20 protein-coding genes are annotated in these 25,544 nt (G+C 68.0%); 9 read left to right on the top strand and 11 right to left on the bottom strand.

Annotated elements, in window-relative coordinates; translation table 11 throughout:
- Window positions 1-90: 90 nt before the first annotated feature.
- The gene (locus tag OG394_RS13695; RefSeq protein WP_328995698.1) at window positions 91-1,020 is read right to left on the bottom strand and encodes a GNAT family N-acetyltransferase; all 930 of its coding nucleotides are present in this window, start codon (window positions 1,018-1,020) and stop codon (window positions 91-93) included.
- Window positions 1,021-1,133: 113 nt separating this feature from the next.
- On the opposite strand from OG394_RS13695, the gene OG394_RS13700 reads away from it, so the two are divergent.
- Entirely contained in the window at window positions 1,134-4,190 is a 3,057-nt protein-coding gene (locus OG394_RS13700) for a glycosyl hydrolase 2 galactose-binding domain-containing protein (protein ID WP_328995699.1), read from the top strand.
- A 6-nt stretch (window positions 4,191-4,196) separates the two neighbouring features.
- On the opposite strand, the gene OG394_RS13705 is transcribed toward OG394_RS13700, so the two are convergent.
- Together OG394_RS13705 and OG394_RS13710 are read right to left on the bottom strand one after the other, a co-directional pair.
- Window positions 4,197-5,417 (bottom strand): MFS transporter, encoded by a 1,221-nt coding sequence (locus OG394_RS13705; protein WP_328995700.1) that lies wholly within the window; start codon window positions 5,415-5,417, stop codon window positions 4,197-4,199.
- Between the two features lie 28 nt (window positions 5,418-5,445).
- Window positions 5,446-6,081 (bottom strand): MOSC domain-containing protein, encoded by a 636-nt coding sequence (locus OG394_RS13710; RefSeq protein WP_328995701.1) that lies wholly within the window; start codon window positions 6,079-6,081, stop codon window positions 5,446-5,448.
- 123 nt (window positions 6,082-6,204) lie between these two features.
- Between OG394_RS13710 and OG394_RS13715 the strand changes: the two genes are divergently transcribed.
- Window positions 6,205-6,672, top strand: a complete 468-nt coding sequence (locus OG394_RS13715) for an NUDIX domain-containing protein (RefSeq protein ID WP_328995702.1) — start codon at window positions 6,205-6,207, stop codon at window positions 6,670-6,672.
- 65 nt (window positions 6,673-6,737) lie between these two features.
- Here OG394_RS13715 and OG394_RS13720 read toward each other — a convergent pair whose 3' ends face one another.
- The 3 genes from OG394_RS13720 to lepA are packed head-to-tail and all read right to left on the bottom strand — an operon-like array spanning window position 6,738 to window position 10,728.
- Complete coding sequence (locus OG394_RS13720; protein WP_328995704.1) at window positions 6,738-7,862, bottom strand: AAA family ATPase; 1,125 nt, start codon at window positions 7,860-7,862, stop codon at window positions 6,738-6,740.
- 47 nt (window positions 7,863-7,909) lie between these two features.
- Complete coding sequence (locus OG394_RS13725) at window positions 7,910-8,788, bottom strand: aminoglycoside phosphotransferase family protein (protein ID WP_328995705.1); 879 nt, start codon at window positions 8,786-8,788, stop codon at window positions 7,910-7,912.
- 26 nt (window positions 8,789-8,814) lie between these two features.
- Complete coding sequence (gene lepA, locus OG394_RS13730) at window positions 8,815-10,728, bottom strand: translation elongation factor 4 (protein ID WP_328995706.1); 1,914 nt, start codon at window positions 10,726-10,728, stop codon at window positions 8,815-8,817.
- 166 nt (window positions 10,729-10,894) lie between these two features.
- On the opposite strand from lepA, the gene OG394_RS13735 reads away from it, so the two are divergent.
- The 7 genes from OG394_RS13735 to rpsT all read left to right on the top strand — a co-directional run bounded on the left by OG394_RS13735 (window position 10,895) and on the right by rpsT (window position 16,702).
- Complete coding sequence (locus tag OG394_RS13735; protein WP_328995708.1) at window positions 10,895-11,437, top strand: SigE family RNA polymerase sigma factor; 543 nt, start codon at window positions 10,895-10,897, stop codon at window positions 11,435-11,437.
- Window positions 11,434-12,660, top strand: coding sequence for a hypothetical protein (locus OG394_RS13740; RefSeq protein WP_328995709.1), 1,227 nt, complete (start codon window positions 11,434-11,436; stop codon window positions 12,658-12,660). The genes OG394_RS13735 and OG394_RS13740 overlap by 4 nt, the downstream gene beginning before the upstream one ends.
- Window positions 12,661-12,716: 56 nt before the next feature.
- Window positions 12,717-13,616: an aminoglycoside phosphotransferase family protein gene (locus OG394_RS13745; protein WP_328995710.1), complete on the top strand. Its 900-nt coding sequence runs from the start codon at window positions 12,717-12,719 to the stop codon at window positions 13,614-13,616.
- Between the two features lie 63 nt (window positions 13,617-13,679).
- Window positions 13,680-14,264, top strand: coding sequence for an RNA polymerase sigma factor (locus tag OG394_RS13750; protein WP_328995711.1), 585 nt, complete (start codon window positions 13,680-13,682; stop codon window positions 14,262-14,264).
- Window positions 14,261-15,424, top strand: coding sequence for a hypothetical protein (locus tag OG394_RS13755; protein WP_328995712.1), 1,164 nt, complete (start codon window positions 14,261-14,263; stop codon window positions 15,422-15,424). The genes OG394_RS13750 and OG394_RS13755 overlap by 4 nt, the downstream gene beginning before the upstream one ends.
- A 182-nt stretch (window positions 15,425-15,606) precedes the next feature.
- The gene (locus OG394_RS13760) at window positions 15,607-16,269 is read left to right on the top strand and encodes an SRPBCC family protein (protein ID WP_328995713.1); all 663 of its coding nucleotides are present in this window, start codon (window positions 15,607-15,609) and stop codon (window positions 16,267-16,269) included.
- A 172-nt stretch (window positions 16,270-16,441) separates the two neighbouring features.
- Window positions 16,442-16,702 carry a 30S ribosomal protein S20 gene (gene rpsT, locus OG394_RS13765; RefSeq protein WP_328995714.1) on the top strand — a complete coding sequence of 87 codons (261 nt, stop codon included), beginning with the start codon at window positions 16,442-16,444 and terminating at the stop codon, window positions 16,700-16,702.
- 189 nt (window positions 16,703-16,891) lie between these two features.
- Here rpsT and holA read toward each other — a convergent pair whose 3' ends face one another.
- The 5 genes from holA to OG394_RS13790 form a co-directional block, all read right to left on the bottom strand.
- Window positions 16,892-17,890 carry a DNA polymerase III subunit delta gene (gene holA / locus OG394_RS13770; protein WP_328995715.1) on the bottom strand — a complete coding sequence of 333 codons (999 nt, stop codon included), beginning with the start codon at window positions 17,888-17,890 and terminating at the stop codon, window positions 16,892-16,894.
- 37 nt (window positions 17,891-17,927) lie between these two features.
- Window positions 17,928-19,976 carry a ComEC/Rec2 family competence protein gene (locus OG394_RS13775; RefSeq protein WP_328995716.1) on the bottom strand — a complete coding sequence of 683 codons (2,049 nt, stop codon included), beginning with the start codon at window positions 19,974-19,976 and terminating at the stop codon, window positions 17,928-17,930.
- A gap of 538 nt (window positions 19,977-20,514) precedes the next feature.
- Window positions 20,515-21,492, bottom strand: a complete 978-nt coding sequence (locus OG394_RS13780; protein WP_328996832.1) for a ComEA family DNA-binding protein — start codon at window positions 21,490-21,492, stop codon at window positions 20,515-20,517.
- 72 nt (window positions 21,493-21,564) lie between these two features.
- Window positions 21,565-22,410, bottom strand: a complete 846-nt coding sequence (locus OG394_RS13785) for a DegV family protein (RefSeq protein WP_328995718.1) — start codon at window positions 22,408-22,410, stop codon at window positions 21,565-21,567.
- 575 nt (window positions 22,411-22,985) lie between these two features.
- The gene (locus OG394_RS13790) at window positions 22,986-25,541 is read right to left on the bottom strand and encodes an ATP-binding protein (protein WP_328995719.1); all 2,556 of its coding nucleotides are present in this window, start codon (window positions 25,539-25,541) and stop codon (window positions 22,986-22,988) included.
- Window positions 25,542-25,544 lie beyond the last annotated feature (3 nt).

The following is a 25,544-nucleotide window of genomic DNA, read 5'->3' on the forward strand; positions in this document are numbered from 1 at the left end:
ATCGACGCAGGGCTTAGGGGGTGCCGGTCGCGTCAGGGGTGCCGGTGTTGGCGGGGTTTGGGGGTGTCGATCGCGTGAGTGGTGGCGTGGTCAGAGCGGATAAGTCAGCCAGCCGCCGACGTCTTGGCGGCCGGATTGGGTGGCGGCGTGGAGGGCGCCTTTGTTGTTGGCGTGGATGGTGCCGATTAGGACGCGGGATTGGTCCGGGAGAGCCCGCGCCAAGAGGGTGCTGACGGACGCGCCCAGGCCGCGGCCGCGGAAACCTGGCGCGAGGATGACATCCCGGACGACGTACGCCGATAACCCCAACGTGTCCTCGCCGCCATCCAAAGCCGCCGAATAGCCGGCCCACACCCCGTCGACCTCCACGTTGAACAGCAGGCCCTCGTCCGCGCTCTCCTGGAGCTCATCGCGACTGGAAATCGACGCCTGCTCCACATGCCGAGGATGCGCCCGGTCCACAGCGTCGTACGCCGCCTGAGCATCCTCGTAATGCCTCAGATCCGTAGCCGGCGTAAGCGCCAACCCCGCCGGCACCTCCCCCACCCGCAACACCTCAATCGGTGCAGCCAGGAACCGCCTATCCGGCTCAGTACCCGCAATAGCCCCCACAGGCTGCGAACTCCACAAGCGAAGGTACGACGGCTTATGAACCGCATAGTGCTCCACAGCAGCAGCCGCCAACCCAGCCAGATCCCCGACCTCTAACGCACGACTCAACGTAGAAGCATCCACAAACGGCTTACTCGGATCCATCCCCTCGAACCGCATGCTGAACATCGCGCACTGATCAGCTCGCACCTGCACCCAGTGGTTCAGCATGCTCCGTACCGGAGTCCCCGGCGCCATCTTCGCGATCCGCGCCGCCGCGATCCCCGGATCCGCGGCCAGCTCGACCTCGGTGCCCTCATGCATCGCGCTCAGGTTCTCAAGCCGCGCGGCATCATCCAGCCACGTCCGCGTCACCGGATGCTGCCGCGCCAACGTGTACTCCGCCAACTCACGCCCACTGGGGATCATCCGGTCACCCTAAAAGGCTTCGAGGCCATTGCCGGTAGGTGATGGGAGGGCTACCATCCGTAATTGTTAGGTAAGTTGCCTAATGATTGCGCTTCCCGCCCAGGAGCCGCCGGATGAGACCATTTCGTGCGTTGACCGCACTCGCCCTCGTCATTCTCGTCGGCGCGGCTGTGCCGTCGACGTCTGCCGCCCAGCCCACCGCCGTCACCGTGATCGCCGGGTCCGCGACCCCGATCAACGGATTCCTGTTGCAGACCTCCGCCCAGATCAGCGACGACGCCGCCGTGACCAAACCAGGCTTCCCGACCGGCGGCTGGATGCCGATCGGGCCGCGCTCGACCGTGTTCGCCGGCCTGCTGCAGAACGGCCGCTACCCCGACCCGTTCTTCTCGACCAACATGAAGAACGTCGACCGCACCCAGTTCAACGTGCCCTGGTGGTACCGCGCCGAGCTCCAACTCGAGAGCACCACCGAGCGCACCTACCTCGACTTCAGCGGCGTCCTCTCCCGGGCCGACGTCTGGGTCAACGGCACGCTCGTCGCGACCAAGGCCCAGGTCGCCGGCGCGTACACCCGGCACGATCTCGACATCACCGCCCACGTCCGCACCGGCAGCAACCTGGTCGCGTTCAAGGTCTACCCGAACGACCCGAACCGGGACCTGACGATGGGCTGGATCGACTGGGCGCAAACCCCGCCCGACCAGAACATGGGCCTGGTCCGCGACATCGTCGTACGACGTAGTGGCCCGGTCGCCCTCCGAGGTGCGCGCGTGCTCACCAATCTGGCGATGCCCAGCCTCAACCACGCCGACCTCACGGTGAAGGCCGATGTCCGCAACGACTCGGCCAACGCCGTACAGACCGTCGTCGCCGGAACCGTCGCGGGTGTGCCGATCACGCAGACCGTCTCGCTCGCCGCGCGCGAGAAGAAGACGATCACGTTCGGCGCGGTCGGACTCGACAATCCGAACGTCTGGTGGCCCGCTGGGATGGGAGGCCAGCACCTTTACGAGCTGAGTCTGACCGCGAGTGTCGCCGGTACGACGTCCGACTCGGCGCGGACCAACTTCGGCGTACGGGACGTGAAGGCCCCGCTCAACAGCAGTGGCGGCCGTGCGTACAGCGTCAATGGCAGGCCGCTGCTCGTCCGCGGCGGCGGTTGGTCGCCCGACCTGTTCCTGCGATGGGACGCAAAGTATGCCGAGGACAAGCTCAAGTACGTACTGGATCTCGGGCTGAACACCGTCCGGCTCGAAGGTCACATCGAACCCGACGACTTCTTCGACATGGCGGACCGGCTGGGCGTGCTGACGATGCCGGGCTGGGAGTGCTGCGACAAGTGGGAGGGCCACGTCAACGGCAGCGAGTCCGGTGACACGTGGGTCGCCGAGGACTACGTGATCGCGAAGGCCTCGATGGTCGGCGAAGCGGCCCGGCTGCGGAACCACCCGAGCGTCATCTCGTTCCACATCGGCAGCGACTTCCCGCCGGACGCGACGATCGAGCGGAACTACCTGGACGCGCTGCGCGCCGAGGACTGGCCGACGCCGGTCATCCCGGTCGCGTCGAACAAGTCGTCCCCGCAGCTCGGTAGTTCCGGGATGAAGATGAACGGGCCGTACGACTGGGTCCCGCCGGGCTACTGGTACGACAAGGCGCACACGAGTGGAGGCGCCTACAGCTTCAACTCCGAGACAAGCGCCGGCCCGGACATCCCGACCATGGACACGTTGCAACGGATGATGACGGCCGCCGAGCTCGACGTACTTTGGAAGAACCCGAATGCCAGCCAGTACCACCGATCGTCCTCGTCGACGTTCGGCAACCTGCGGATCTTCGGGAACGCCCTCAGCGGCCGGTACGGCGCTCCGACCAGCCTGGACGACTACGTCCGCAAGGCGCAGCTCGCGCAGTACGAGAACGTGCGGGCGGAGTTCGAGTCGCACGCGCGCAACTTCACCGACAGCTCGAACCCGTCGACCGGGTTGATCTACTGGATGCTCAACAGCCCGTGGACGTCCTTGCACTGGCAGCTCTTCGACGCCTACCTAGACCAGAACGGCGCGTACTACGGCGCGAAGAAGGCGAACGAGCCGCTGCACATCCAGTACTCGAACGACACCAAGTCGGTCGTAGTCATCAACCAGAACCACGCCACGGCGAACGGCCTCACCGCCACGGCAAAGGTCTACAACACCGACGGCACGCAGAAGTTCTCCCAGACGCAAGCGGTCTCCGTACCTGGCGACGGCGGCAAGACCACGGCACTGACGCTCCCGGCCATCACCGGGCTCACCACGACGTACTTGGTGAAGCTCACCCTCACGGACTCCACCGGCCAAGAGGTCAGCCGCAACGTCTACTGGCTGTCTACGCAGCCCGACACCATCGACTGGAACAAGTCGCAGTGGTACTACACCCCCACTAAGACCTATGCCGACCTGTCGGGGCTAAAGAACCTACCCGCGGCAACGATCAGCACCCAGGCCAGTACGACGAACGCGGCCGACGGTACGACCACGACCACTGTCACTTTGCAGAACACGTCTACCGGTACGGCGCCCGCCTTCTACGTCGACGCGCACATCGTCGGAACTGGCGGGAAACCCGTGTTGCCCATCGACTGGACCGACAACGCAGTGAGCCTTTGGCCGGGTGAATCCACCACGATCAAGGCGACGTACCGTACGTCGGACCTTGCCGGCGCCTCCCCCTCGGTACGCGTCTCCGGCTGGAACACCGGCACCCAAACCGTCCCGGGCAACGGCGGCGGCGGGCCCGGCCCGTCCCCGGTCGTGTACGAGGCAGAGGACGGCGTGATCAGCCAAGGCGCGGTCGAATCGAACCACGCGGGCTTCACCGGGCGCGGCTTCGTCAACCTCGACAACGTCACCGGCAGCGCGCTCGAATGGACGGTCAACGCCACCACGGCAGGCCCGGCGGACGTCGTACTCCGCTATGCCAACGGCACCATGGTGAGCCGGCCGATGGACGTTCTGGTCAACGGGGTCAGCGCAGCACAGGCGGTCGCCTTCGGTGGCACCGGCGCCTGGTCTAGCTGGCAGACCAAGGCGGTCCGGCTCAACCTGGTTGCCGGTAGCAACAAGATCAAGGTGGTCGCGACCACGGCGAACGGCGGGCCGAACCTGGACAGCCTTACGCGGTGACGGTCCTTATGCGGTAACCGGTACAGCGCTGGGTCGTCTCGCCGCGGCCCAGCGCACCACCGGCACGAAGAGCACGCCGATCAGCGCGAACCACGCACCGAGGATCCACCAGCCGAGCACCCCCAGACCGAGCGGCAGCAGGGCCAGCACGGTCGGGGCGAGCATCGTACTGATCGACATGCTCGTCCCCCAGACGCCCTGGTACTGCCCCTGGGCGTGATCCGGCGCCAAGTCGTACCCGAGCAGGAACGACCCAGACGACTGCAGCAGCTCGCCGAGCACTTGCACGAACGCGCCGATCGCCAGTAGCGCTACTGCTGTCTTGAGGCCGCCGCTCGAGGCCGAGGCGAACAACACCATCGATGCCATCAGCAACAACCCGGCGATCCGGCTGGCGCGCGCGGCCGAGGCCGGGTCCGAGATCCCCCGGCTGGAACGGACCTGGAACAGCGAGACCACCACGGTGTTGATCACCAGCAGCAGCGCAATCGTCCAGCTCGGCGCATCCGTATGGTCGACCACCCACAACGGAATCGCGACATCCAGTACGGCGTAGTGGATCGACATTCCGGCGTTCAAGGCTGCGACGGCCAGATAACCCCGATCGCGCAGCGCCACCCAAACGGGTCCGTCGTCGCTCTTCGGGATCGGCGCGACCCGCGGCACGGCCAAGATGATCAAGGCCGCGGCGATCGTGAGCACGGCGTTGGCGGCGAACATCGCGCGATAGACCGGCGCGCTGTCGAAATGCAGGGCCATGGCGCCGATACCCGCACCGGCCATGATGCCGATATTGGTGATCGCCCGCAGGTAAGCGCGAGCGGCGACCCGGCCGGCGCCGTCCTTCGTGACCGCCCCGATCAGGGCCGCCCGGACGGCACCCGCGCCTCGATCGATGATGGTCAGCACGATCGCGACGGCCAGGAACTGCCAGAACGCGTCGACCAGCAGGTAGAACAACGACAGCCCGGCCTCGACGATGCTCAGGATGACGAACAGCGTCCGCGGGCCGCGGCGGTCGGCCAGATGTCCGAGCGGTACGGCGGACAGCAGGCCGAACAACCCCGCGATCGTCAGGCCGAGACCGATCTGGGCGATCGAGAGGCCGACGACCCGGTTGAAGTAGAGCACGCTGATCGTCATCAACAGGCCGTTGCCGACCCGGCTGATCAACGTCGCGAGTGCCAATGGGCGCAGCGGTCCCGGCGCGGGGATCACGCCCTTCATCCAGTGCCTTTCTGTTGAACAGGGTTTATCAGGTGCGGGCGCTGACGCGTTCGGCCATGGCGCGGATCTCGTCGACCAGGTCGATCCCGGCGTCGAGCATGCCGCTCATCTTGGCCGGATCCTGGTCGCCGAAGAGCACCTCGACGGTGACCTCGTGGTCGGGCCGGCTCAGCACGGTGACGGCATCACCCGCGCCGATCGTGCCGGGCTTGAGCACCTTGAGATACGCGCCCGGACGGCGTCCCTGGTGGAACCGCTTGATCCAACCGTCCAACCCCATCCGGTGCTGGAAGGTGATGCACGGGATGCGGGACGACCGCACCTCCACCTCGACGGCCTCCGGCCCCTCGCCGATCCGCCAGCGCTCCCCGATCAGCGCGCCATTCACATCGAGGCCGTCGGTATTGAGGTTCTCCCCGAACAACCCGGCCGGAACCTCCCGCCCGAGCTCCCCCGCCCACCAGGCGCGATCCTCGTCGGCATAGACGTACAACGCCTGATCCGGCCCACCGTGGTGCTTCGTATCGCACACCCGATCCCCCACCAGCCCCAACTCGCCGACCACTACCCGCCCACTCTGCGGCCGCTTGTCGATCGCCGTTAACCCGGAGTCCTTCGGCCCGGGGATCAGCTCCTCCACCACATTCACCGAAGTAACTCGCATACCGCGCATCCTCCCCCACCGCCCCGCCTCCCGCCCACCGATTTTTCCGCTCATCGGACCCTTGTGACACGGCGTGTCGGCGTTCATTGGTCCCTTCTGACCAGATTTGGGTCAGGGTGGGGTATGCCTGCGATCCCTCGACCGACCGTTCGGGTAGTGCTACTGGATGACGCGGACCGGCTGTTGCTGTTCCGCAGCGACTCGCCGCGGCGCTGGTATCTGCCCGGCGGCGGGCTCCGGCCGGACGAGACGTACGAGACGGCGGCACAGCGCGAGCTATTCGAGGAGACCGGTCTGGCCGAGGTCGAGATCGGCCCGGAGGTCTGGCGCGGCCGCCCGTGGGTCGCGGACTGGGAGGGCGTGAGTTACCAGGTCCACCAGCGATACCACCTGGCCCGGCTGCCGGCGTTCGACATCTCGACCAGCCGCTTCGAGGCCTTCGAACGCTCCCAGATCACCGGTCACAAGTGGTGGACCCTGCGCGAGCTCACCCTCACCCCGGACCTCCTCCGCCCCGCCAACCTCCCCGCCCTGATCACCGACCTCCTCCACCAAGGCCCGCCAGAAATCCCGACCTCCGTCGACGGCTGACCCCAGTAGCCGGTTGGCCCCTCTGGTTTGCGTTCATTCGTCGGAATCCGCCCTCTCCCGTCCGCTCACCCGCACTTGTCCGCTCTGGTGAGAGGGCGGATTCCGACGAATGAACGCATGGCGAGGTTGGCGGCCTCCGTGATCGTGAGGGTTGTGGTGTCCAGGCGTACGTCGCCAAGGCCGTTGCGTTCGAGGTCGTCGGCAAGGCGCTGGGCGTTCGCGGTGACCTGGCGGACGACTTCCGGCGGCTGGCCCGCGAGGCTGTCGCCGGGCGCGCGCCAGCCGATGCCTTCGGCGCGCAATTGGATCCTCTCGGCCAATTGCCGATGTTCCGCGTGGAGACGGACCAACGTCAGCTCCAGCTCAGCCTTGTAGACGTCGAGCGCGTCCTCATCCTCGACCGGGCCGGCCACCACCAGCCGTTCGGCTCCGGCCTCGCGGAACGACTGCCACAGGTCGGCGAGATTGCGAGCCCGGATCCGATGGCCCGCGGGATCGTCCGCCGGGACGGGCCGGCTGAGGCCGATCTGCTCCAGGTCGAGATAGGCCGCCGGCACACCACTTCCCAGCAACGACTGGAAGATCTCGAACCCGACCGCCGACTTCCCGACGCCGGTAGGCCCGCACAACCAAAGGACCTTGCCGGACGGCGCACTCCACTGGTCCGGCTCAACCGGGTGACCCGCCTGCGGCCGCAAGTCGACCCGGGCAAGGCGAGCCACGTCGGCGACCGATAGGCGGTCGGTATCGACGTACAGGTCGGTGAAGTCGCTGCGGTCGAGCGTCTCGGCCTCGGCGAGCGCTTCCGCTTGCAGTTCGGCGTCCCACCCTCGCTCGCGGAGGCGCCGGACGAGTTCGCCGGATCCGACCCGGAGCCGGCAAAACCTCAGCGACGTACCCACGAATTGATCGGCATAGGTGTGCGCCTGGGAAGCGTCGACGGTGCCCGAGACGATGACGCAGTGAGCACCTGCCGCGCGGAAGTTCTCCACCACGCGGGCGATATTGCGGACCTTGAGCCGTTGGTTATGCGGATCATCCGCCGGCGCCGGATAACACATGCCGACCTGATCGACGTCGACGTACGCGACCGGTATGCCCGCCTGCTCGAGATCGGCGAAGACCTGCCAGCCGACAGTCGACTTGCCGACGCCGGTAGGGCCGCAGATCCACAACACGGGCATACGCATGGACCCGATGCTCGGCAGTCCCGCGGGTCAGGTCAAACGGATATCCGTCAGTCCTGGACGGCTTTGGCGATGGCGATCGCGCGGGTCAGCCAGTCGTCCGGGAGACCGTCGTCTGGCTGGGGGTCCTGCAGTGACCAGAGGATGTTGACGAGTTCGCGGACGATGACCCAGTCTCGCGCGCGTTCCTCGTCGAGCTCGGCCGTGTCTACGACCGTGTGGAAGCGCCTGCGGACGGCCGTACGGATGTCACCCGTCTCCACCACCTCAGGCCAGCGGTTCCACAGCAGCGGCGCCACCTCGTAGTGGGGATCTCCCGAGAGCGGCTTGGGGTCTATGACCAGCCACGGCTCCCGGTCGGCCGCAAGTACGTTGAAGTAGTGCAAGTCGGTGTGGATCAACCTGCCATCACAAGCCGCGTCAGCCGCAAAGTCCCGGGCAAGCGCCGCCGCCTGCTCGACGTACCTGCGAGGAACAGGAGCCGACACAGGCAGTTCCAGCAGCTCCTGCGACCACCGGGCCGCCTGTTCCGACAACAGCCGGTACTGCGGACCTGCCGGGACATGCAGCCGCTTGTAGGCATTAGCGACGACCTCGCAGGCCTCTACATCCTCAAGGCTCGTCAAGTCGCGGGAGTGGGCCTTCTCCAGCAGAAGCGCATACCGCCGGGGATCCGCCCGTAGTAGCCGGATCGCGCCGTCGCCATTCCAGTCGCGCAGAGCGAGGTGCTCGAGCTCTGCCTCCCAATGCGGGAAGCCGAGCTTGAGCATCGCCTCGTCGCCGTCAGCCGTCGTAACCGGCACTACCAACGCACACTCGCCGTACGACGCCTCTCCCGCAGCCGCCAACCGAAAGTCGTCCATGACCTGCCGGACGAGCTTCGGCAGCCCGTCCAGCCAGATCTGCCAATCGGGCCCGCGGTCACCCACCTTGCGGAACTCCGCGGGTATGACGACTACTTCTTCGCCTTGTCGCTGGGGGCGTCGCCCGTCTTGAGCGCGGCGATGAAGGCCTCTTGGGGGACCTCGACCCGGCCCACCATCTTCATCCGCTTCTTGCCCTCCTTCTGCTTCTCCAGCAGCTTGCGCTTACGGGTGATGTCACCGCCGTAGCACTTGGCGAGCACGTCCTTGCGGATCGCGCGGATCGACTCGCGCGCGATCACGCGGGACCCGATCGCCGCCTGGATCGGCACCTCGAACTGCTGCCGCGGGATCAGCTCCTTGAGCTTGCCGGCCAGCGCCACCCCATAGGAGTAGGCGTTGTCGCGGTGCACGATCGCGGAGAACGCGTCGACGGCCTCACCGTGCAGGAGGATGTCGACCTTCACCAGGTCGGCGGCCTGCTCACCGGTGGGCTCGTAGTCCAGCGAGGCGTAGCCCTTGGTCTTCGACTTCAGCTGATCGAAGAAGTCGAACACGATCTCGGCCAGCGGCAACGTGTAGCGAAGCTCGACCCGGTCCTCGGACAGGTAGTCCATGCCCTGCAGGTTGCCCCGCTTGGTCTGGCACAGCTCCATGATCACGCCGATGTAGTCGCTCGGGCTCAGGATCGTCGCCCGCACGACCGGCTCGTAGATCTCGGCGATCTTGCCGTTCGGGAATTCGCTCGGGTTGGTCACCATGGGCATCGGCGCATCCGGATCGGCGCCGTCCATGACCACCCGGTAGACCACGTTGGGCGCGGTCGAGATCAGGTCCAGGTCGAACTCGCGCTCGAGCCGCTCCCGAACGATCTCCATGTGCAGCAGCCCGAGGAATCCGCAGCGGAAACCGAAGCCCAGCGCGCCGGAGGTCTCCGGCTCGTACTGCAAGGCCGCGTCGTTCAACTGGAGCCGGTCGAGCGCGTCGCGCAGCGTCGGGTAGTCGTCGCCGTCGATCGGGAACAGGCCCGAGTAGACCATCGGCTGCGGGTGCTTGTAACCGCCGAGCGGCTCGTCCGACCCGTGCACCTGCGAGGTCACGGTGTCACCGACCCGGGACTGGCGAACGTCCTTCACGCCGGTGATCAGGTAGCCGACCTCGCCGACGCCGATACTCGGGGACTTCATCGGCTCGGGCGAGATGACCCCGACCTCGAGCATCTCGTGCACGGCACCGGTCGACATCATCTTGATCCGGTCGCGGTGCTTCAGCTCGCCGTCGACCACCCGGACGTAGGTGACCACGCCGCGATACGTGTCGTACACCGAGTCGAAGATCAGCGCGCGCGGCGGTGCGTCCTTGACGCCCACCGGCGGATCGATCTGGGCGACGATCTCGCTGAGCAGCGCCTCGACGCCCTCACCGGTTTTCGCCGAGACGCGCAGCACGTCCTCGGGCTTGCAGCCGATGATGTGCGCGAGCTCGGCGGCGTACTTGTCGGGCATCGCACCGGGCAGGTCGATCTTGTTCAGCACCGGGATGATCGTCAGGTCCGCGTTCAGCGCGAGATAGAGGTTGGCCAGCGTCTGCGCCTCGATGCCCTGCGCCGCGTCGACCAGCAGCACCGCGCCCTCGCACGCCTCCAGCGACCGCGACACCTCGTAGGTGAAGTCGACGTGGCCGGGGGTGTCGATCATGTTCAGGATGTACGTCGTGGGCTCGGTCTTGTTCTCCTCGGCCAGCAACGCGGCGGGCGTGCCCGGGGCCGGGGTGAACGGCAGGCGCACGGCCTGCGACTTGATCGTGATACCCCGCTCGCGCTCGATGTCCATCCGGTCGAGGTACTGCGCGCGCATCGACCGGGCGTCCACCACGCCGGTGATCTGCAACATCCGGTCCGCCAGCGTCGACTTGCCGTGGTCGATGTGGGCGATGATGCAGAAGTTGCGGATCAGCGACGGGTCGGTACGACCGGGCTGCGGCACATTCGTGGGGCCAACGGGCACGGAGGATTCCAGTTCGTCTCAAGGTTGGGCAGACAACCGGTCAATCATCCCATGCCACGCCACCGGAATCCGCATCGACCGATCGGTCAGGCTTCTCGTGACCCTGAAGTCGCGGAGTGTGAATGCAACAAACGTGGGCGCCGGCCGTCTCTGGAGTGTGGATGACATGACCTTGAGTCTCAGGCGCCCGATACCACCGCCGTCGGCGCGCGACAGTGAGGCCAAACGCGAGGCGGCCGTGACCACTCTCTACCGGGAGCATTGGGCCGGGATGGTGCGCCTGTCCCTGCTGATGGTGGGCGACCGGGCCTCCGCGGAGGACGTCGTCCAGGAGGCGTTCGCCGCGATCTACCGCCGGTGGGACCGGATCCGCGAGGGCAAGCAGCTTCCCTACCTGCGCTCGACCGTGCTGAACGGCAGCCGCTCCGTGATCCGCCGCCGCAAAGTCGCGCGGCTGTATACCCAGCCCACCGAGCGGCCGGTCTGGTCCGCGGAGCACGACGCCATGGTCGGCGAGGACCGGCGCGAGGTACTGGTCGCGCTGGACACCCTGCCCACCCGGCAGCGCGAGGTCCTCGTGCTGCGTTTCTACCTGCACCTGAGCGACGCCGAGATCGCCCAGACCCTCGGCATCCGCGAGGTCAGCGTGCGCTCGACCGCATCCCGCGCGCTCAGCGCTCTCGGCCGCAAGTTGGAGGACCACCGATGAACGACCTCGATGCCCGGCTCCGCGACGCTCTCGACGCGGCCGCCCGCACCATCCCCGACCACGCCACCGGCCCCGGCCTGACCACTACTGAGGTACGGCGTGGGCCCCGTCCCCGCACCTGGGCCATCGCGGCACTGGCAGCAGCCGCAGTAGTGGCCGCGGTCGCCGTACCGCTGGCCATTTACAGTAAGGACGCACCGCCGCCCGTCGCGTCAGGCGACTGCCCCAAGCCGCCGGCGGTGGAGAACCCACTGCAATACCCGAAGGACACACGCCCCAACAAGGAGTGGCCCTGGGTGAACGGTGTGCCGTTCGGTCCCGGCCCGCGGGTTCCGTTCACGGTCACCGGTGAAGGCGGCGGGAACTACCTGCAGGACGGCGACTTACGAGTGCCACTCCCCGCCGGAAAGGACTTCGGTGTGTGGGGGCGTGTGCACTGCGGCTGGATGGGTGCTTTGGGCGTCAGGCACGGCGAGATCGAAGGTGTCGGTGTGCTCAGCACCTCGGGTGAGTTCCGCTCCTTCGGCATGCCGAGCGGTGACGGGATGACCTTGTCACCGACCGGCGAACGGACCGCGATTGTGCGGCCAACGCAGGACGGCAAGGCCCAGTTGGTGGTCATCGAGACCGCCACCGGCCGTGAGGTCGCCTCGATTCCGACGGACCCGGACACCGAGGTGGTCGGCTGGAACTCGAACGGCATCTTCTACATGGAGGCCCGCGAAGAGTCCAGGACTCAGCTGTGGACCATCGACGCGGCGCCCGTGGCCGTCGAGACCGGCGGCTTCCGCCTGACCGTCTGGCGCACCACCGATCGAATGGTGCTGCAGTCCAACAACCAGGTCCCCAAGCCCGGCCAGCAGCCGTGCCTGAAGGTCGTCGAGTTCCACCAGGGCCGGCTGAACACCGTGATGCAGCGATGCAGCAAGAACGGCACCGAGGGCACGCTCTCGCCTGACGGCAAGGTGCTGGTCACCAGTATGGGACCGGAGGGCCTCCTGGGTTACAGCGTGCCGGCCAATACCCCCACGAAGGCGTCGACGGCCGCGATGATCAGCGCTCACCACGAGACGATCTGGGAGGACAACCGCCACATCGTGACGAGCGGCGGCCTGGGCACTACCGCCAGCGTGACCTTGCGCTGCGATGTCATCGATGGCGACTGCGAGAAGATCTCGTACGGCTCGCAGAAGGCGCCGTCGATCGGCCTCGGCAGCCGCTGATTCTAATCCGCCGAAAACCCGGGCACCCCGGGTTTTCGGCGGTTTAGGGTCTGCGCATGGCATACGCGATCGGGGTGAGGACGCCGTACGAGGCGATTCCCGCGGCCGTGCGTGGGTGGGTCGAGCGGGAGCTGGGCTCGAGCGTCGTTTCGGCGAAGACGCAGCAGGGCGGTTTCTCCCCTGGTACGGCGGCTCGGCTGGTGACCGCGTCCGGGCGGCGCGCGTTCGTCAAGGCGGTCGGGCCGGAGCTCAACCCGGATACGCCGACGCTGTTCCGCAACGAGATCACCGCGATGCGGGCCGTTTCGTTGCCGCAGACCCCGACCCTCTACAGCACGTACGACGATGGCGCCTGGGTCGGGCTGCTGCTCGAGGACATCGATGGCGCCTTGCCGGTCCACCCGTGGCGCCAGGACGACGCCAACCGGGTGCTCGACGCCCTCGCCGAACTCACCGCCGCCCTCACCCCATCGCCCTGGCCGGACGCACCCGTCGCCGCGGAACGAAGCGGGGACTTCCTGAGCCGGTGGCACAGGATCATCGCGGACCAGACCCCCGTGCCTTCCTGGATCCGCGGCCGCGAGGAAGAACTGGCCGCGATCGCGCAGGCGGGCCTCGATGCCCTTGCCCAGGGCAACAGCCTCGCGCACTGGGACATCCGGGCGGACAACGTCCTGCTGACCGATGACCGGGTGGTCTTCGTCGACTGGGCCTTCGCCTCGCGGGCCACTCCCTGGGCCGACACCGTCTTCGTCCAGGCGGAGATGCGCTCGTCGGTCCGTTTGCCGGTCCTCCCCGACGATCCAGGCGCCACCAGTTTCATCGCCGGAGTCGCTGGCGGTCTCCTGTGGGGCAGCCGGCGGGAAGCGCCACCAGGCCTGCCGACGATCCGCACTTGGCAACGCGAACAGGCCGAGATCTACCTGACCTGGCTGCGCGAGAGACTCGGCTGGTAACCGCCGCACAGCGTTGCTGGTCACCGCCGCACAGCGTTTTGGCGGGCCGGACGTCTCTAGGACATGAGCAGCCACATGGTGAGCCTTCGAAGACAACGTGCCGGCTCCCCGGCCCGCGCGCCCGCCGGCCCCGAGGGCCCGGCTGCGGCTGGGGCCGAGGCTGGACGGGACGCCGCGATCGGGGAACTGCATAGGCAGCACTGGACCGGGCTGGTCCGGCTGGCCGTGCTGATGGTGGACGACTTGGCTTCGGCCGAGGACGTCGTACAGGAGGTGTTCGCCGAGCTATACCGCAAGTGGGAGCGGCTCGATAACGCGAAGGCGCTCGCGTACCTGCGGTCGGCCGTGCTGAACCGGAGCCGGTCGGTACTGCGCCGTCGCCGGATCGCCCGGTTGCACTCGCCCGCCCCGATCCCGTACGCCGGCTCGCCCGAGGCCGCCGCCGTACTCGATGAGGACCGCCAGGAAGTACACCGCGCCGTACAGAGACTGCCCGCCAGAACTCGCGAGGTGCTGGTGCTGCGGTTCTACCTCGACCTGTCGCATGCCGAGATCGCGCAAACCCTCGGCATCAGCGAATCGAACGCCCGGGCAACTGCCTCCCGCGGCATCGCCGTACTCGGCCGCGAACTGAAGGACCTGAGATGACCGACCACGACACCGAAACCCGCCTCCGCGACTACCTGCACACCAAGGCCCAGGTCGTTCCCGACCACGCCACTCCCCCGGAACCGGTCGCCTCCGTGCACCGGCCACGCCGTACCTGGCCCGTCCTCGCGGCAGCGGCCTCGATGGCGGCCGTGCTCGCCCTCGCTGTGCCGTATCTGGGCGGGCTTGGCTCCGACGACCCGCCTGTGTCCGCGGGCGGAGGGCTGAGCAGCTTGAAGGTCCCGTACATCCTCACGGAGGGCCCGGGTTCTCGCACGCTGCACGACGGTACGACGACCATCCCACTCGGCAACGGCCCGGCACGCGACGTGGTGGCGCGATTGGCCACCGGCTGGCTCGTCGTGACCGCGAAGACCGATGCCGGCAAGCGTGTGACCTTAGGGCACGCGGTGCTGACAAAGGACGGCCGGCTCCGGCCTGTCGGCCCCAGCAACGCCATGCAAAACGCGATCCTCTCGCCCGACCGGAAGCAGGTCGCCATCCTCGGTCAAATCGCCGGGGGTAGCTTCAAGATCGAGGTTATAGATCTCGCCACCGGCAACAAGACCGCCGACCTGCCACTCCCGTCCCTCGTCGCCCTGCATGCCTGGAGCAAGCACGGCATCTGGTACGACGACGACACCGCCGCGAACCCCCAGCTCTGGCAGCCCGGCGAGCAGCCGCGTGAGGTCGAGATTCCCGGCTTCACGAGCATCACCGCGCCGGGGACCACGGACCGGATGCTGATCCGAACCCAGCGGGACGGATGCGTCAAGGTGATGACAATGGACGAGTCCGGAGAGCTCACCACCTTGCGGGAGAACTGCGACTCCACCAGCGATGCCGGGCTCTCCCCCGACGGCAAGGTGCTCGTCATCCCCGAGCTCCAGGTCGCCGTGAACGTGGACAGTGGCGAGCAGACGCCGTTGCCAGACCTCTCGAACCAATCGGTCGGACTCGTTTTCGAGGATGACCGGACTGTGCTGGCGATGGCGACGCTCGCCGTCTCCGAGAGTCAGCCGACACCGACCACGCCTATCAGAACCCTTGAAGCCCACCAGCTGCTCAAGCGATGTGACGTACTGACCGGCACCTGCGAGAAGGTGTTCGAGAGACTCCCGGGCACCGACGATCCGACGATCGGCATCGGCCAGCCCTGATAGCCATCCCGAGTTCGGCGTGGTCGCCCACCAGGGCACCACGCCGACCTCGCTGACGTGCCGGCGCCGTTGGAGGGCCTGTGTGGTTTCTTTGGCCACCGGGTGTCACGCTCTGCTTGACCACTTTCGGTCTTTGGACGGCTTTACAGCGTCTGTACGGCGTCGCGACAGGAGAACCGAGCATGGCCCAGCAAGAACGGACGACCCGGCTGGAACGATCGGTCGCCATCCAGGCCGAACCGGCCGAGGTCTACGCCTTGGTCAGCGATCTGCCGCGGATGGCCGAGTGGAGTCCGGAATGCAGCCGCGTCGCCTGGAAGGGCGGCGCCACCGGCCCGGCCCCAGGCGCGCGTTTCGTCGGCTTCAACCGAGTCGGTTCGGCGCGTTGGCTCACCCAAGGCGTCATCACCGAGGCCGACCCGGGCCGCGCGTTCGCCTTCGCCATCCACTTCGGCCCCATCCCCGTCGCCCTCTGGGAGTACGTCGTCACCTCCACGACCGAGGGCGGCGACGCTGGCACCGGCGACGCGGGCGGCGGCGTGAGCGGTGGTGGCGGTGGCGGTGGCGGCGCGGGCGGTAGCACCGGCGACGCGGGTGGCGGCAGTGGCGACGCGGGCGGTGTTGGTGGCGTCGGCGGTGATGGTGGCGGCGCGGCCAGTGTTGGCGGGGGCAAAGTTGGCGGCGGCGGGGCGATCCTTACGGAGCGGTGGACCGACCGCCGGCCGGCTCCGCTGCGCCTCGCGATGGACCGGCTCTTCGGCGCCCGCTCCCGGATCAACGCCCGCGGTATCGAGAAAACCCTTGCCGCTCTCAAGGCCGCCGCCGAATCCCCCTCGCCCACCTGATGCTCAGCCGCTCTCACTCCCGGTCGCCGTCCCGGGCCTTTGGCAGGTCGGCCGGTTTGGAGGGGTCGCGGCGTGGCTGCTAGTCTTGCTCTTCGCGCGAGTGCGTTGGTACTCACCCGTGCTCGCACCACTTTCCTTTCCAACCGCACACACCTGATCGAGGCTCTGCTCCGTGGCGAACATTAAGTCCCAGATCAAGCGCAACCGCCAGAACGAGGATGCGCGGCTTCGCAACAAGGCGGTGAAGTCGACCGTCAAGACGGCCGTCCGCCGTTTCCGTGAGGCTGCCGAGGCCGGCGACGCCGCCAAGGCTCAGGAACTGGCCCGCGCGGCCGGTCGCCTGCTCGACAAGGCTGCCAGCAAGGGCGTCATTCACGCCAACCAGGCCGCGAACCGCAAGTCCTCGCTGTTCAAGCAGGCTTCCGCGCTCTGATCCACCCGAGACGGGCGCCGACCTCACGGTCCGGCGTCCGTTTTGGCATGCCCACCCCCAGCCGCTGACCACAGACGGTTAGCCGCTAGCCGACGCCCTGCGGAGCCGACCAGTGCTGGCGTTTTGGGCTAGCCGCGACCTGCCACTAGGCGACCGACCTGCGGAGCGGGGCCAGTGATGGCGTTTGGGTTAGCGGCGGCCGTGGGCGCGGCTGACGGTGATGACCATGCGCTCGAGGGAGTAGCCGGCGTCGCCGGAGGCACCCTTCACGTCCGCGTCGGCCTGTGCGACGGCCTTGATCGCGGTCGCGAGCCCGCCGGGCGTCCAGCCCTTGGCTTGCTGGCGCAGGGTCTTCAGCTTCCACGGCGGTACGCCGACCTCGCGGGCCAGATCCGCCTCCCGCATCCCGCTCGGGGCACTCGTGAACTTGGCCAGTCCGCGCAGACCACCCGCCATCGCGCTGGTCACGAGCACCGCCGCCACGCCGCAGTCCATGGCCCAGCGCAACTGCTCGAGCGCGGGCTCGGTCCGTCCGGCGATGGCGGCATCGGCCACGGCGAAGCTGGTGACCTCGGCGCGGCCACCGAAGTACCGCCCGATCAGCTCGGCGCTCACTGGCTCGCTGCCCGCATCGGAGACCAGCTGCGAGCATGCGCCGGCCAGCGCGCGCAGATCATGACCCACCGCGTCGACCAGCCCGGCGGCGGCCCGCTCATCGATGCTTCCGCCCAATAGACGGATCTCCCCCGCGACGAACTGCGGCAGCTCCCACGTCTTCGGCGCGGTCGCGACCACCTCGGTCACGCCCGCCTTGCGCAGTTTGTCGAGGACCGCCTTGCCCTTCTGCCCACCCGAATGGACCAGCACCACCAGCACGTCCTCGGCTGGTGCGGCCACGTAATCGAGGAGATTCGCGACGACCTCGGGTGGCAGGTTCTCCAGCTCGCGGATGACGAGCATTCGCTCGGCCGCGAACAGGGAGGGCCCGGTCTGCTCCGCGAACATCCCGATATCCAGCCCACCGCCCTGGACATCGGTGACCTCGACCTGGGCGCCGCCCTTCGTGACGGCATGCGCGGCCGAACGCACCGCGCGGTCGGCGAGGAACGTCTCGGGACCGGTGACGAGCAGGACGTCACCGAGCTTGGGCGCAGAAGACTTTCGGGCTGCCATAACGCTGGCCAGCATGCCACGCCCCACCGACAACCCACAAAGCCCTGCCGCGTCAGGAATCGGCGCGGCGTTCGGCCGCGACCGACAGACCGTCGCCGCGACTGATCACGGCCACCGATCCACCAAGATCCGTACGGATCACCCGCATTCCTTGTCGTCTCAGCAAATCCAGGGTCCGGGGCGCGGGATGGCCGTAGTCGTTGTCCAGCCCAGCCGAGATCACCGCCAGCCGCGCACCGGTCGCCGCGACGAAAGCCGGATCCTGCCGCGCCGACCCGTGATGGGCGACCTTCAGGACGTCAGCTCGTACGTCCGCACCAGCTGCCAGCACCGCGCGCTGCGACTCCGGCTCCAGATCACCCGTCAAGAGAATCCGCAGACCGGCCACCTCGACCAGCATCGCGATACTCGCGTTGTTCTCGGGCGAGCCCGCGCCGGACGACGCCGTCAACGCCGGAACCCGGGACGGCCACACCACCGTCCACGCGAGCGCTCCAGCCGTACGTCGTTCGCGATATCGCACATCCCGAACGGGCACCCCATGCGCGGCGGCCAGGTCCCGCACCCGAGACACCTCGGCCGGCGGCGACAAGTACGGGCTGACCTCGATCTCCCCAACCTCCCGGTCCTCGAGTACGCCGGCCAATCCGCCCGCGTGGTCGGCATGGAAATGACTCAGCACGACCAGCGGCACGCGCCGTACGCCGAGTTGGTCCAGGCAGCGGTCGATCGCGGGCGGATCCGGCCCAGTGTCCACCACGACGGCAGCACCTGGTCCGGCGCGAAGCACCAGGCCGTCTCCCTGTCCGACGTCACACACGACCAGCACCCAGTCGTCCGGCGGCCAGCCGATCGAACGGATCGGCCGCAGCACCACGACCACCAGCAGGCAGACGCAGAGCAGCATCGCGATCGGTCTCGCAAGCAATCGATGCAGCCCAATCGTCAGAATGACGCAGAGCGCGACCAGCAACGCGATCCCGGCCATCGTCACCGGCCAGCGGCTGGTAGCACCTGGCAGGTCTGCTCCCTCCGTCGACACCAGGATGATCCAACGTGCGGGCCAGGCCGCGACCCAGCCGGCCAGACGGGCGAGATCCGCACTGAGCAAGGCGATTCCCGCCGCGCCGAAGCCAACCACTGTGGCCGGACCGACTGCTGGACCGGCAAGCAGATTGGCGCCCACGGCAACAAGCGAGACCTCTCCCGACAACCACGCCACCACCGGCGTACAGGCGAGTTGCGCCGCCAACGGACAGGCCACGGCCTCGGCCATCCACCGCGGCATCCAAGCCATCATCGCGTCGCGCCAGCCGGGCGCGACCAGAACGATGCCCGCCGTCGCCAGCACCGACAGCGCGAATCCGATGGACCGCGCCAGCGAGATGTCGAGTAGCAAGAGGGCGAGCACGGCCGCGGACAGACTTCGCACGCCGCGTCGCGTACCGCCGGACGTGATGGCCGCCAGCGCGACCAGACCCATCGCCGCCGCGCGCAGCACACTCGGTTGCGGCCGGGCGAGCACGACGAACACCACCACGGTCGCCAGGCCCACCACCATCAAACCGCGAGCGCGGACGCCGAGCAGTCGTGCCAGCGGCACCACGAACGCCAGCAACAACGTCAGATTCGTCCCGGATACCGCCGAGAGATGAGTCAGACCAGTCGTCTGGAAGTCCTCGACGAGTTCCGGCGGCAGATCGGCGTCATCGCCCATCACCAACGCAGGCACCAGCCCACGGACAGCCTCCGGCTCCGGCTCAACCGACGCACGCAATCCCGCTCGAACGTGCTCGGCCGCCCGCAACCACCAGGCCGGTTCACCCAAGGGCCGCGGCGGTGCGCGCGACGAAAGCACCGCCGCAACGTCATCGCCGGGCTGCACCTCGGCGAGCCGACCGCTCGCGAACACCCGTTGGCCGAATCGGACCTGCATCCACTCCGGCGAACCGATCAGCAAGACGGGACTACGCACCCGGTAAGTCCGGCCTCGTCCGGTCACCTCCTCGACCACGACCCGAACCACCACATAGGGAGGTCGTCGCGAACCCGCCGGACGCCGAAGCGACGGATCCCCCGCCACCCGCACGACGGTGCTCACGGCCGCACCTTGTCCCGCGAGTTCAGCGACCGGCCCGGATCGCAACGAGTGCACCTCCATCCCCGCCGCGAACCCGATCCCGCTCACCACAACCAGCAACCCAACCGCCGTCACCATCCGCCCGCTCGCCAACCCACTCTGCGACCGTCGCGCGAAACCTGTCCCTGCCGAACCTGCCCCTCTCGAACCTGTCCCTGCGGAGCCTGTCCCTGCCGAGCCGGCCGCCTTTGTCGTCTGCTCGGCGCCGAATCTCCGCCGACTCCGGAAGACGAAGACCAACAACAACCCCACGACAACCGCCAGCGCCCCAAACCCGACAAGCACACCAACCCGAGGCCGAAGCCCCACCAACACGATCGCCGCCGCCCACCCCACCGCGGCCGGCAACAACAACCTCAAATCAACCCGCCGCTCCCGCCCCTCCCCACCCCCCGCGCCAGCGCCCGCGCGTAGGCGACCTGCCGGCCCGTCACCCGCAGCCGTGCTCTGGCCACCTGCCGAGCCATCTTCCGAAGCACGCCCGTCAAGAGCACCACCATCAGACGCGGACATAGGCCCTCAGCCCCTCGAACTTCTTCGCGCCGACACCGCTCACCTCGAGCAGCTCGTCGACTGCGGTGAACTGGCCATGCTGAGTGCGCCACTCGATGATTCGCTGGGCGAGGACGGGACCGACGCCGGGAAGGACCTCGAGTTGGGCAGCTGTGGCCGAGTTGAGGTCCAACGGTCTACCCGGCATTGGGCTGTCGCTGGTCGGTTCCGGCGTGGACGATTCGTCGGTTTGGCCTGAGCCCGCTACCCCGATGACTATCTGCTCGCCGTCCCTGACCTGCCGGGCAAGGTTGACGTCAGTGAGGTCGACGCCAGGCAACGCCCCACCAGCCGCCGCCAGTACGTCCGCCACTCGCGCACCGACCGCGGCCCGCACCAACCCCGGACGGCGGACCTTCCCCGCCACGTGCACAACCAACCGACTCAATGAGGGCGTAGGAGTCGGTGACGCCAACGTCCCGCTCGCACCGGATACCGGCGAGCCGGAAGTCACCCCGGCCGGCGTTCGGTCGACCGGAATGGCCTCGGGCCGACCGGACAACACCGACCAGCCTGCCCAGAGCACACCCACCACCAAGACCACGGCAATGACGCCCAGATGCTTTGGCGCCAACCCCCATCGACCACCCCGCAACCGATCAACGAACCCCACCTCACCCCCGCCGACCAGGCCGCCCGCCAAGCCACCGCCTGCCGGCCCCTCGTCCCGCACCCCACCCGCCAAGCGCGTTGCCGGGTCAGGCTGGTCAGGAACTTGGGTCGGGGTCCAGCCTCCACGCATTTCGACCTCCGGTACGCCCTCGTCGGATACGTCCGGCCAGCGCCAGGTCTGCGCGCCTGCCGCCGGCGTGCCGCGGACCTCGATGGTTCGAGGGGATGAGGCCGCGGCCGCCAGGCGACGGAGGGCGTGCTGCCGCGCACCGGCGTCGTGCTCCCGGCGTTTACGGCGGCGTGGACTGACCATCACGCAGGGAAGGTACGAGCTTTCCGGCCACCCGAACCGACCAATTCAGCGCCTGTGGATAGCCGAACCGGGTCAGGGCTGAGGCGCGACGACGATCGCGAGCATTCCCGGCCCGACGTGGGCGCCGATGACGGCACCGACTTCGCGCAGCGAGATATCCCCGGCGGCGGGCAGTCGCTCCGCCAGGCCGTCCGCGAGCACCTGGGCCTTTTCCGGGTTGGCCAAGTGGTGGACCGCGAGCGAGACCTCACCCGTACCGGCCCGCTCAACCGTGATGTCGGCCAATCGCGCGATCGCCCGGCTCGACGTACGGACCTTCTCCAGCGGCACGATCCGCCCGTCGGTGATGGTCAGGAGTGGCTTGACCGCGAGCGCCGTACCGAGAAGTGCCTGGGCAGGGTTGATTCGGCCGCCGCGGCGGAGGTACTCGAGGGTGTCCACGTAGAAGAACGACGAGACGGCCGCCATCTGTACGCGGGCCGCCTCGGCGACGGCGTCCATGTCTCCCCCGGCGGCTGCAGCGGCCGCAGCGGCTAGAACCGGGAACCCGAGCCCCATCCCGATTGAGCGCGAGTCGAGCACTCGAACCGGTACCGGCGACTCCTTCGCACCGATCATGGCCGCCTCATACGTACCGGACATGTCCGACGAGAGGTGGATCGAGATGATCGAGGTGGCTCCAGCCTCGGCACACGCGACGTATGTGTCGGCGAACGTCTGCGGCGCGGGTCTACTCGTGGAGACCGGCGTGAACGTCTTGAGGGCCTCTGCGACGGCCTCGGAGCTCGTAGCGCCATCGTCGTACGAAGTGCCGCCTATGACGACTTGAAGCGGTACGACGGTCAGCTGGTGGCGGATCACCTCAAGCGACGTCAGACCCGCGGTGGAGTCCGTGACGACGTACACCGGGGCTGACATGAAGCGAGGTTACCGGATAGTTCGCCGGTCTTGGCGAGTGTGGCACCACCCCTCCGTGGCTCCACACCCGCCGCTTGCTGACTCCCCCTCGGTGCCAGCACGCCGACCGACTTCCACTGATTCGCCAGAGGCCCAGCGGCCGGCCACCGCGGGTGACCAAACCCATACGGCTCATATCGGCCGGCCTGACCCACACTCGTCCCCTGTGTCGTGTGCGGGTCTTTACTGGGACCTCCTCCCAGACCTCAGGTCTGGTGCGAAGTAGGCCGGGTGGGACTGCGCTACAGCACCCGGGGATCCTCGACCGCCGACCGGTGCCCCCACCGTCCGTCAGTCCAGTTGCTCCCCGCGTCGTCTGATCCGGGTTCGAAGTGATCCGGCGGTCCGGGCCGCCTCGGTGTGAACCCCGTCCACACCGCTGGCTGCCTCCCCCTTACCCGCCTTTTAGTACCGAACCCGGGCCGGATCTCTGTGTCGCGGTCCAACCCGTCCTACGAGAAGAAGTCTTGTCGACCGGGCATGTCAGTACGAGGCAGAAGAACCGGCAGCTCCCCGGCAGCTTCCGCAGATCCGCGTCATGAAAGCGCGAGCAGTACGTCGTCCGCCAGCCGCCGAACCGCCTCGGCCGGGTCATCCGCGGGCCAGCCGTCGGCAGGCGTCACGCCGCCGCACACCTCCTGCAGAACGGCCCACGCCGTCGGCAGCATCGGCGGGTCCATCGTCTGCTGCCAGGCGAGTAGTCGCGCGCACAGCCGGTCAGCGTCCTCCGAAGCCCCACTGGCCCGGAGAACGGCCACAGCCTCCGGCAGTACGTCGAGGAGGTAGACGACGCGTCCTTCGAGCACGAGCCGGCCGACGGCATCCCGTACGGCGGAACGGGCCTGCTCGATATCGCCCTCGCGACGAGCCAACCGGCTACGGAAGACCATCACCTGGTAGTCGAAGTACCCGCGGTGGCCACGGATATCGGCGTCGGCCTCGTCGATCAGCGTCTGGGCCCGTTCGAAGGCGCCGGCCTGGTACTCGACCATGGCCAGACAGCCCGCCACCTTCGTACGGTCCGGGTCGTCCGACGCCTGACTCTCCCGCGCCAGCTCGGCCCAACGCCTCGCCTCGGCCAGATTGCCCAGCTCGGCGTCGACCCGGCTCAGGGCCATGTACGCGACCTCGTCCGGGTACACGCCCGGATCCGCGAGAGCAGCCTCCCAAGCCAGCAGGAGCTCCTTCGCCTCCGGCAGACGGCCCCAGCGGGCAAGAGCCAGTCCACACGTCGCCTGGACCGTCGCGGACCTCTGCACGTTCGAGTGGCTCCGAGCGTCCGCGACGAGCGCTGGGATCTCTGCCAGGCTCGCCGTGTCCAGGAGCAACGAACCCGACGACACCCATCCAGCGCGGGCCATGAGCCCCATGTCGGACTGCGGCGGGATAAGCGTCCGCGCCTCGCCGTAGTGCGTCCGGGCCGACCGTACGTCGCCAGTGAGGTTCGACAGACGCCCAGCGATCGCATGGAGCTTGCCGCTGGTCTCCTTGTCGTCCACGTTCTCTGCCGTGTCTGTGGCCCAGCGGATGCCACTCTCGGCCACACTCGCCTGGTACTGCCAAGCGATGCGGAAGCCGAGCACGATCGACGCTGCCACGTCCCAGTGGCCCAGCTCGGCCGCACGCTCCAGCGCCACCTCAAAGGTCGCAGCGTTCGCATTGGCCGCGCGGTACCGCCTATCGCGGTCAGGGCTCGACCAAGCGCCTTCAAGGCTCTCCGCGTACGTCAAGCACCAGGCGACGGCCCGATCGCGGAATTCGTTCACGTCGTCGTTCTGCGAACCAAGACCGGCCGACGCGTGCTCACGGATGGTCTCGAGCATCTTGTAGCGACTGCCGTAGAGCTGTTCGAACTCCTCCACCGGCTGGAGCAACGAGTTCTCGACGAGCTCGGAGAGCAGCATGGGGATGTCCTGCTCGCCTATCGGCGCTCCGGGGCACACACCCGTGACGGCTTCGAGAGTGAACGGCGATCCCAGCATGGACACGCGGTAGAGCAGCTGCCGGGAGGGATCGGAGAGAGCGTCCACACTCCAGGCGATCGTGTCGGCGAGCGTCCGCTGATGCGGAGCGCCGAAACGCCTCGGACCCGACAACAGCCGGAACCGGTCGTCCAGAGCAGTCAGTATTGCCTCCACCGACAACGAGCCGGCCCGAGCCGCTGCAAGCTCCAGAGCGAGCGGTAGACCGTCAAGCCGCTGGCAAAGCCTGGCAACGGTTGTGGCGTTCTCTGCCGTCAGCGCGAAGTCCGGCCGGACCTTGGCGGCACGACGGCAGAACATCTCGACGGCAGGACTTCCCGCGATCTCCGCGAATTCCGTGTCGTTCGAGGGCACCGCCAGCACCGGTACGCGTCGTACGACCTCATCCGGCAGGCCAAGTGGAATCCGGGAGGTGACGAGTACGCCGATGCCGGGGAAGCTCCGGACCATCCGGTTGGCCAGGATCGCCACACCATCCAGCACGTGCTCGGCGTTGTCCTCGACGATAACCAGCCCACCAGGCGGACGCCCCGCCAGTAAGTCGTCCAAGTCGGTAGTGCCCGGAGCTGTGCCGAAGGCGTCGAGAATCGCGTTCGAGACCGCGGAGTCGCGTTGCACGGTCGTGAGGTCCACCACGACCACGGTGGTGTCCACACCCGAGAAGCGGTCTGCGGCCGCAAGCGCCAGCTCGGTCTTGCCGACACCACCTGGACCTACCAGCGTCACCAGCCGGTGCTCCCGGAGCAGGCCCTCGATCTCGACCAGCTCCTGCTCCCGCCCGACCAGTCCGTCGGGAATCGGCCTCGTGCCACGCCAGCGCACACCATGCGCCGCCGGAGCGGCCACCGCGACAACGGGCCGGGCCACGCCATGACCCGCGGCGGCGAGGAAGGCCTGGTGATCTTCCAGACCGAGAGCAACCGCCAGCAGCCGCACCGAGTCCTTCCGGGGCCGCGCCACCCGGCCGGCCTCCAGCTCGCGGATCGTACGAACGCTCAGGCCGGCGCGCTCGGCGAGCTCCTCCTGCGACAGTGTCGACTGAACCCGGAGGTCGAGCAGTAAGGCGGCGAAGCCGCGCCCTCCCGCCGATCGGCCATCCGTTTCAGCCACACC

Source organism: Kribbella sp. NBC_01245 (assembly GCF_036226525.1).
Taxonomy (GTDB): Bacteria; Actinomycetota; Actinomycetes; order Propionibacteriales; family Kribbellaceae; genus Kribbella.

Excerpts from the sequence above, each read along its gene's own strand:
- OG394_RS13695 (WP_328995698.1), bottom strand. The coding sequence starts at position 1,020 with ATGATCCCCAGTGGGCGTGAGTTGGCGGAGTACACGTTGGCGCGGCAG.
- OG394_RS13700 (WP_328995699.1), top strand. The coding sequence starts at position 1,134 with ATGAGACCATTTCGTGCGTTGACCGCACTCGCCCTCGTCATTCTCGTC.
- OG394_RS13705 (WP_328995700.1), bottom strand. The coding sequence starts at position 5,417 with ATGAAGGGCGTGATCCCCGCGCCGGGACCGCTGCGCCCATTGGCACTC.
- OG394_RS13710 (WP_328995701.1), bottom strand. The coding sequence starts at position 6,081 with ATGCGAGTTACTTCGGTGAATGTGGTGGAGGAGCTGATCCCCGGGCCG.
- OG394_RS13715 (WP_328995702.1), top strand. The coding sequence starts at position 6,205 with ATGCCTGCGATCCCTCGACCGACCGTTCGGGTAGTGCTACTGGATGAC.
- OG394_RS13720 (WP_328995704.1), bottom strand. The coding sequence starts at position 7,862 with ATGCGTATGCCCGTGTTGTGGATCTGCGGCCCTACCGGCGTCGGCAAG.
- OG394_RS13735 (WP_328995708.1), top strand. The coding sequence starts at position 10,895 with ATGACCTTGAGTCTCAGGCGCCCGATACCACCGCCGTCGGCGCGCGAC.
- OG394_RS13740 (WP_328995709.1), top strand. The coding sequence starts at position 11,434 with ATGAACGACCTCGATGCCCGGCTCCGCGACGCTCTCGACGCGGCCGCC.
- OG394_RS13745 (WP_328995710.1), top strand. The coding sequence starts at position 12,717 with ATGGCATACGCGATCGGGGTGAGGACGCCGTACGAGGCGATTCCCGCG.
- OG394_RS13750 (WP_328995711.1), top strand. The coding sequence starts at position 13,680 with ATGAGCAGCCACATGGTGAGCCTTCGAAGACAACGTGCCGGCTCCCCG.
- OG394_RS13755 (WP_328995712.1), top strand. The coding sequence starts at position 14,261 with ATGACCGACCACGACACCGAAACCCGCCTCCGCGACTACCTGCACACC.
- OG394_RS13760 (WP_328995713.1), top strand. The coding sequence starts at position 15,607 with ATGGCCCAGCAAGAACGGACGACCCGGCTGGAACGATCGGTCGCCATC.
- holA (WP_328995715.1), bottom strand. The coding sequence starts at position 17,890 with ATGCTGGCCAGCGTTATGGCAGCCCGAAAGTCTTCTGCGCCCAAGCTC.
- OG394_RS13780 (WP_328996832.1), bottom strand. The coding sequence starts at position 21,492 with ATGGTCAGTCCACGCCGCCGTAAACGCCGGGAGCACGACGCCGGTGCG.
- OG394_RS13785 (WP_328995718.1), bottom strand. The coding sequence starts at position 22,410 with ATGTCAGCCCCGGTGTACGTCGTCACGGACTCCACCGCGGGTCTGACG.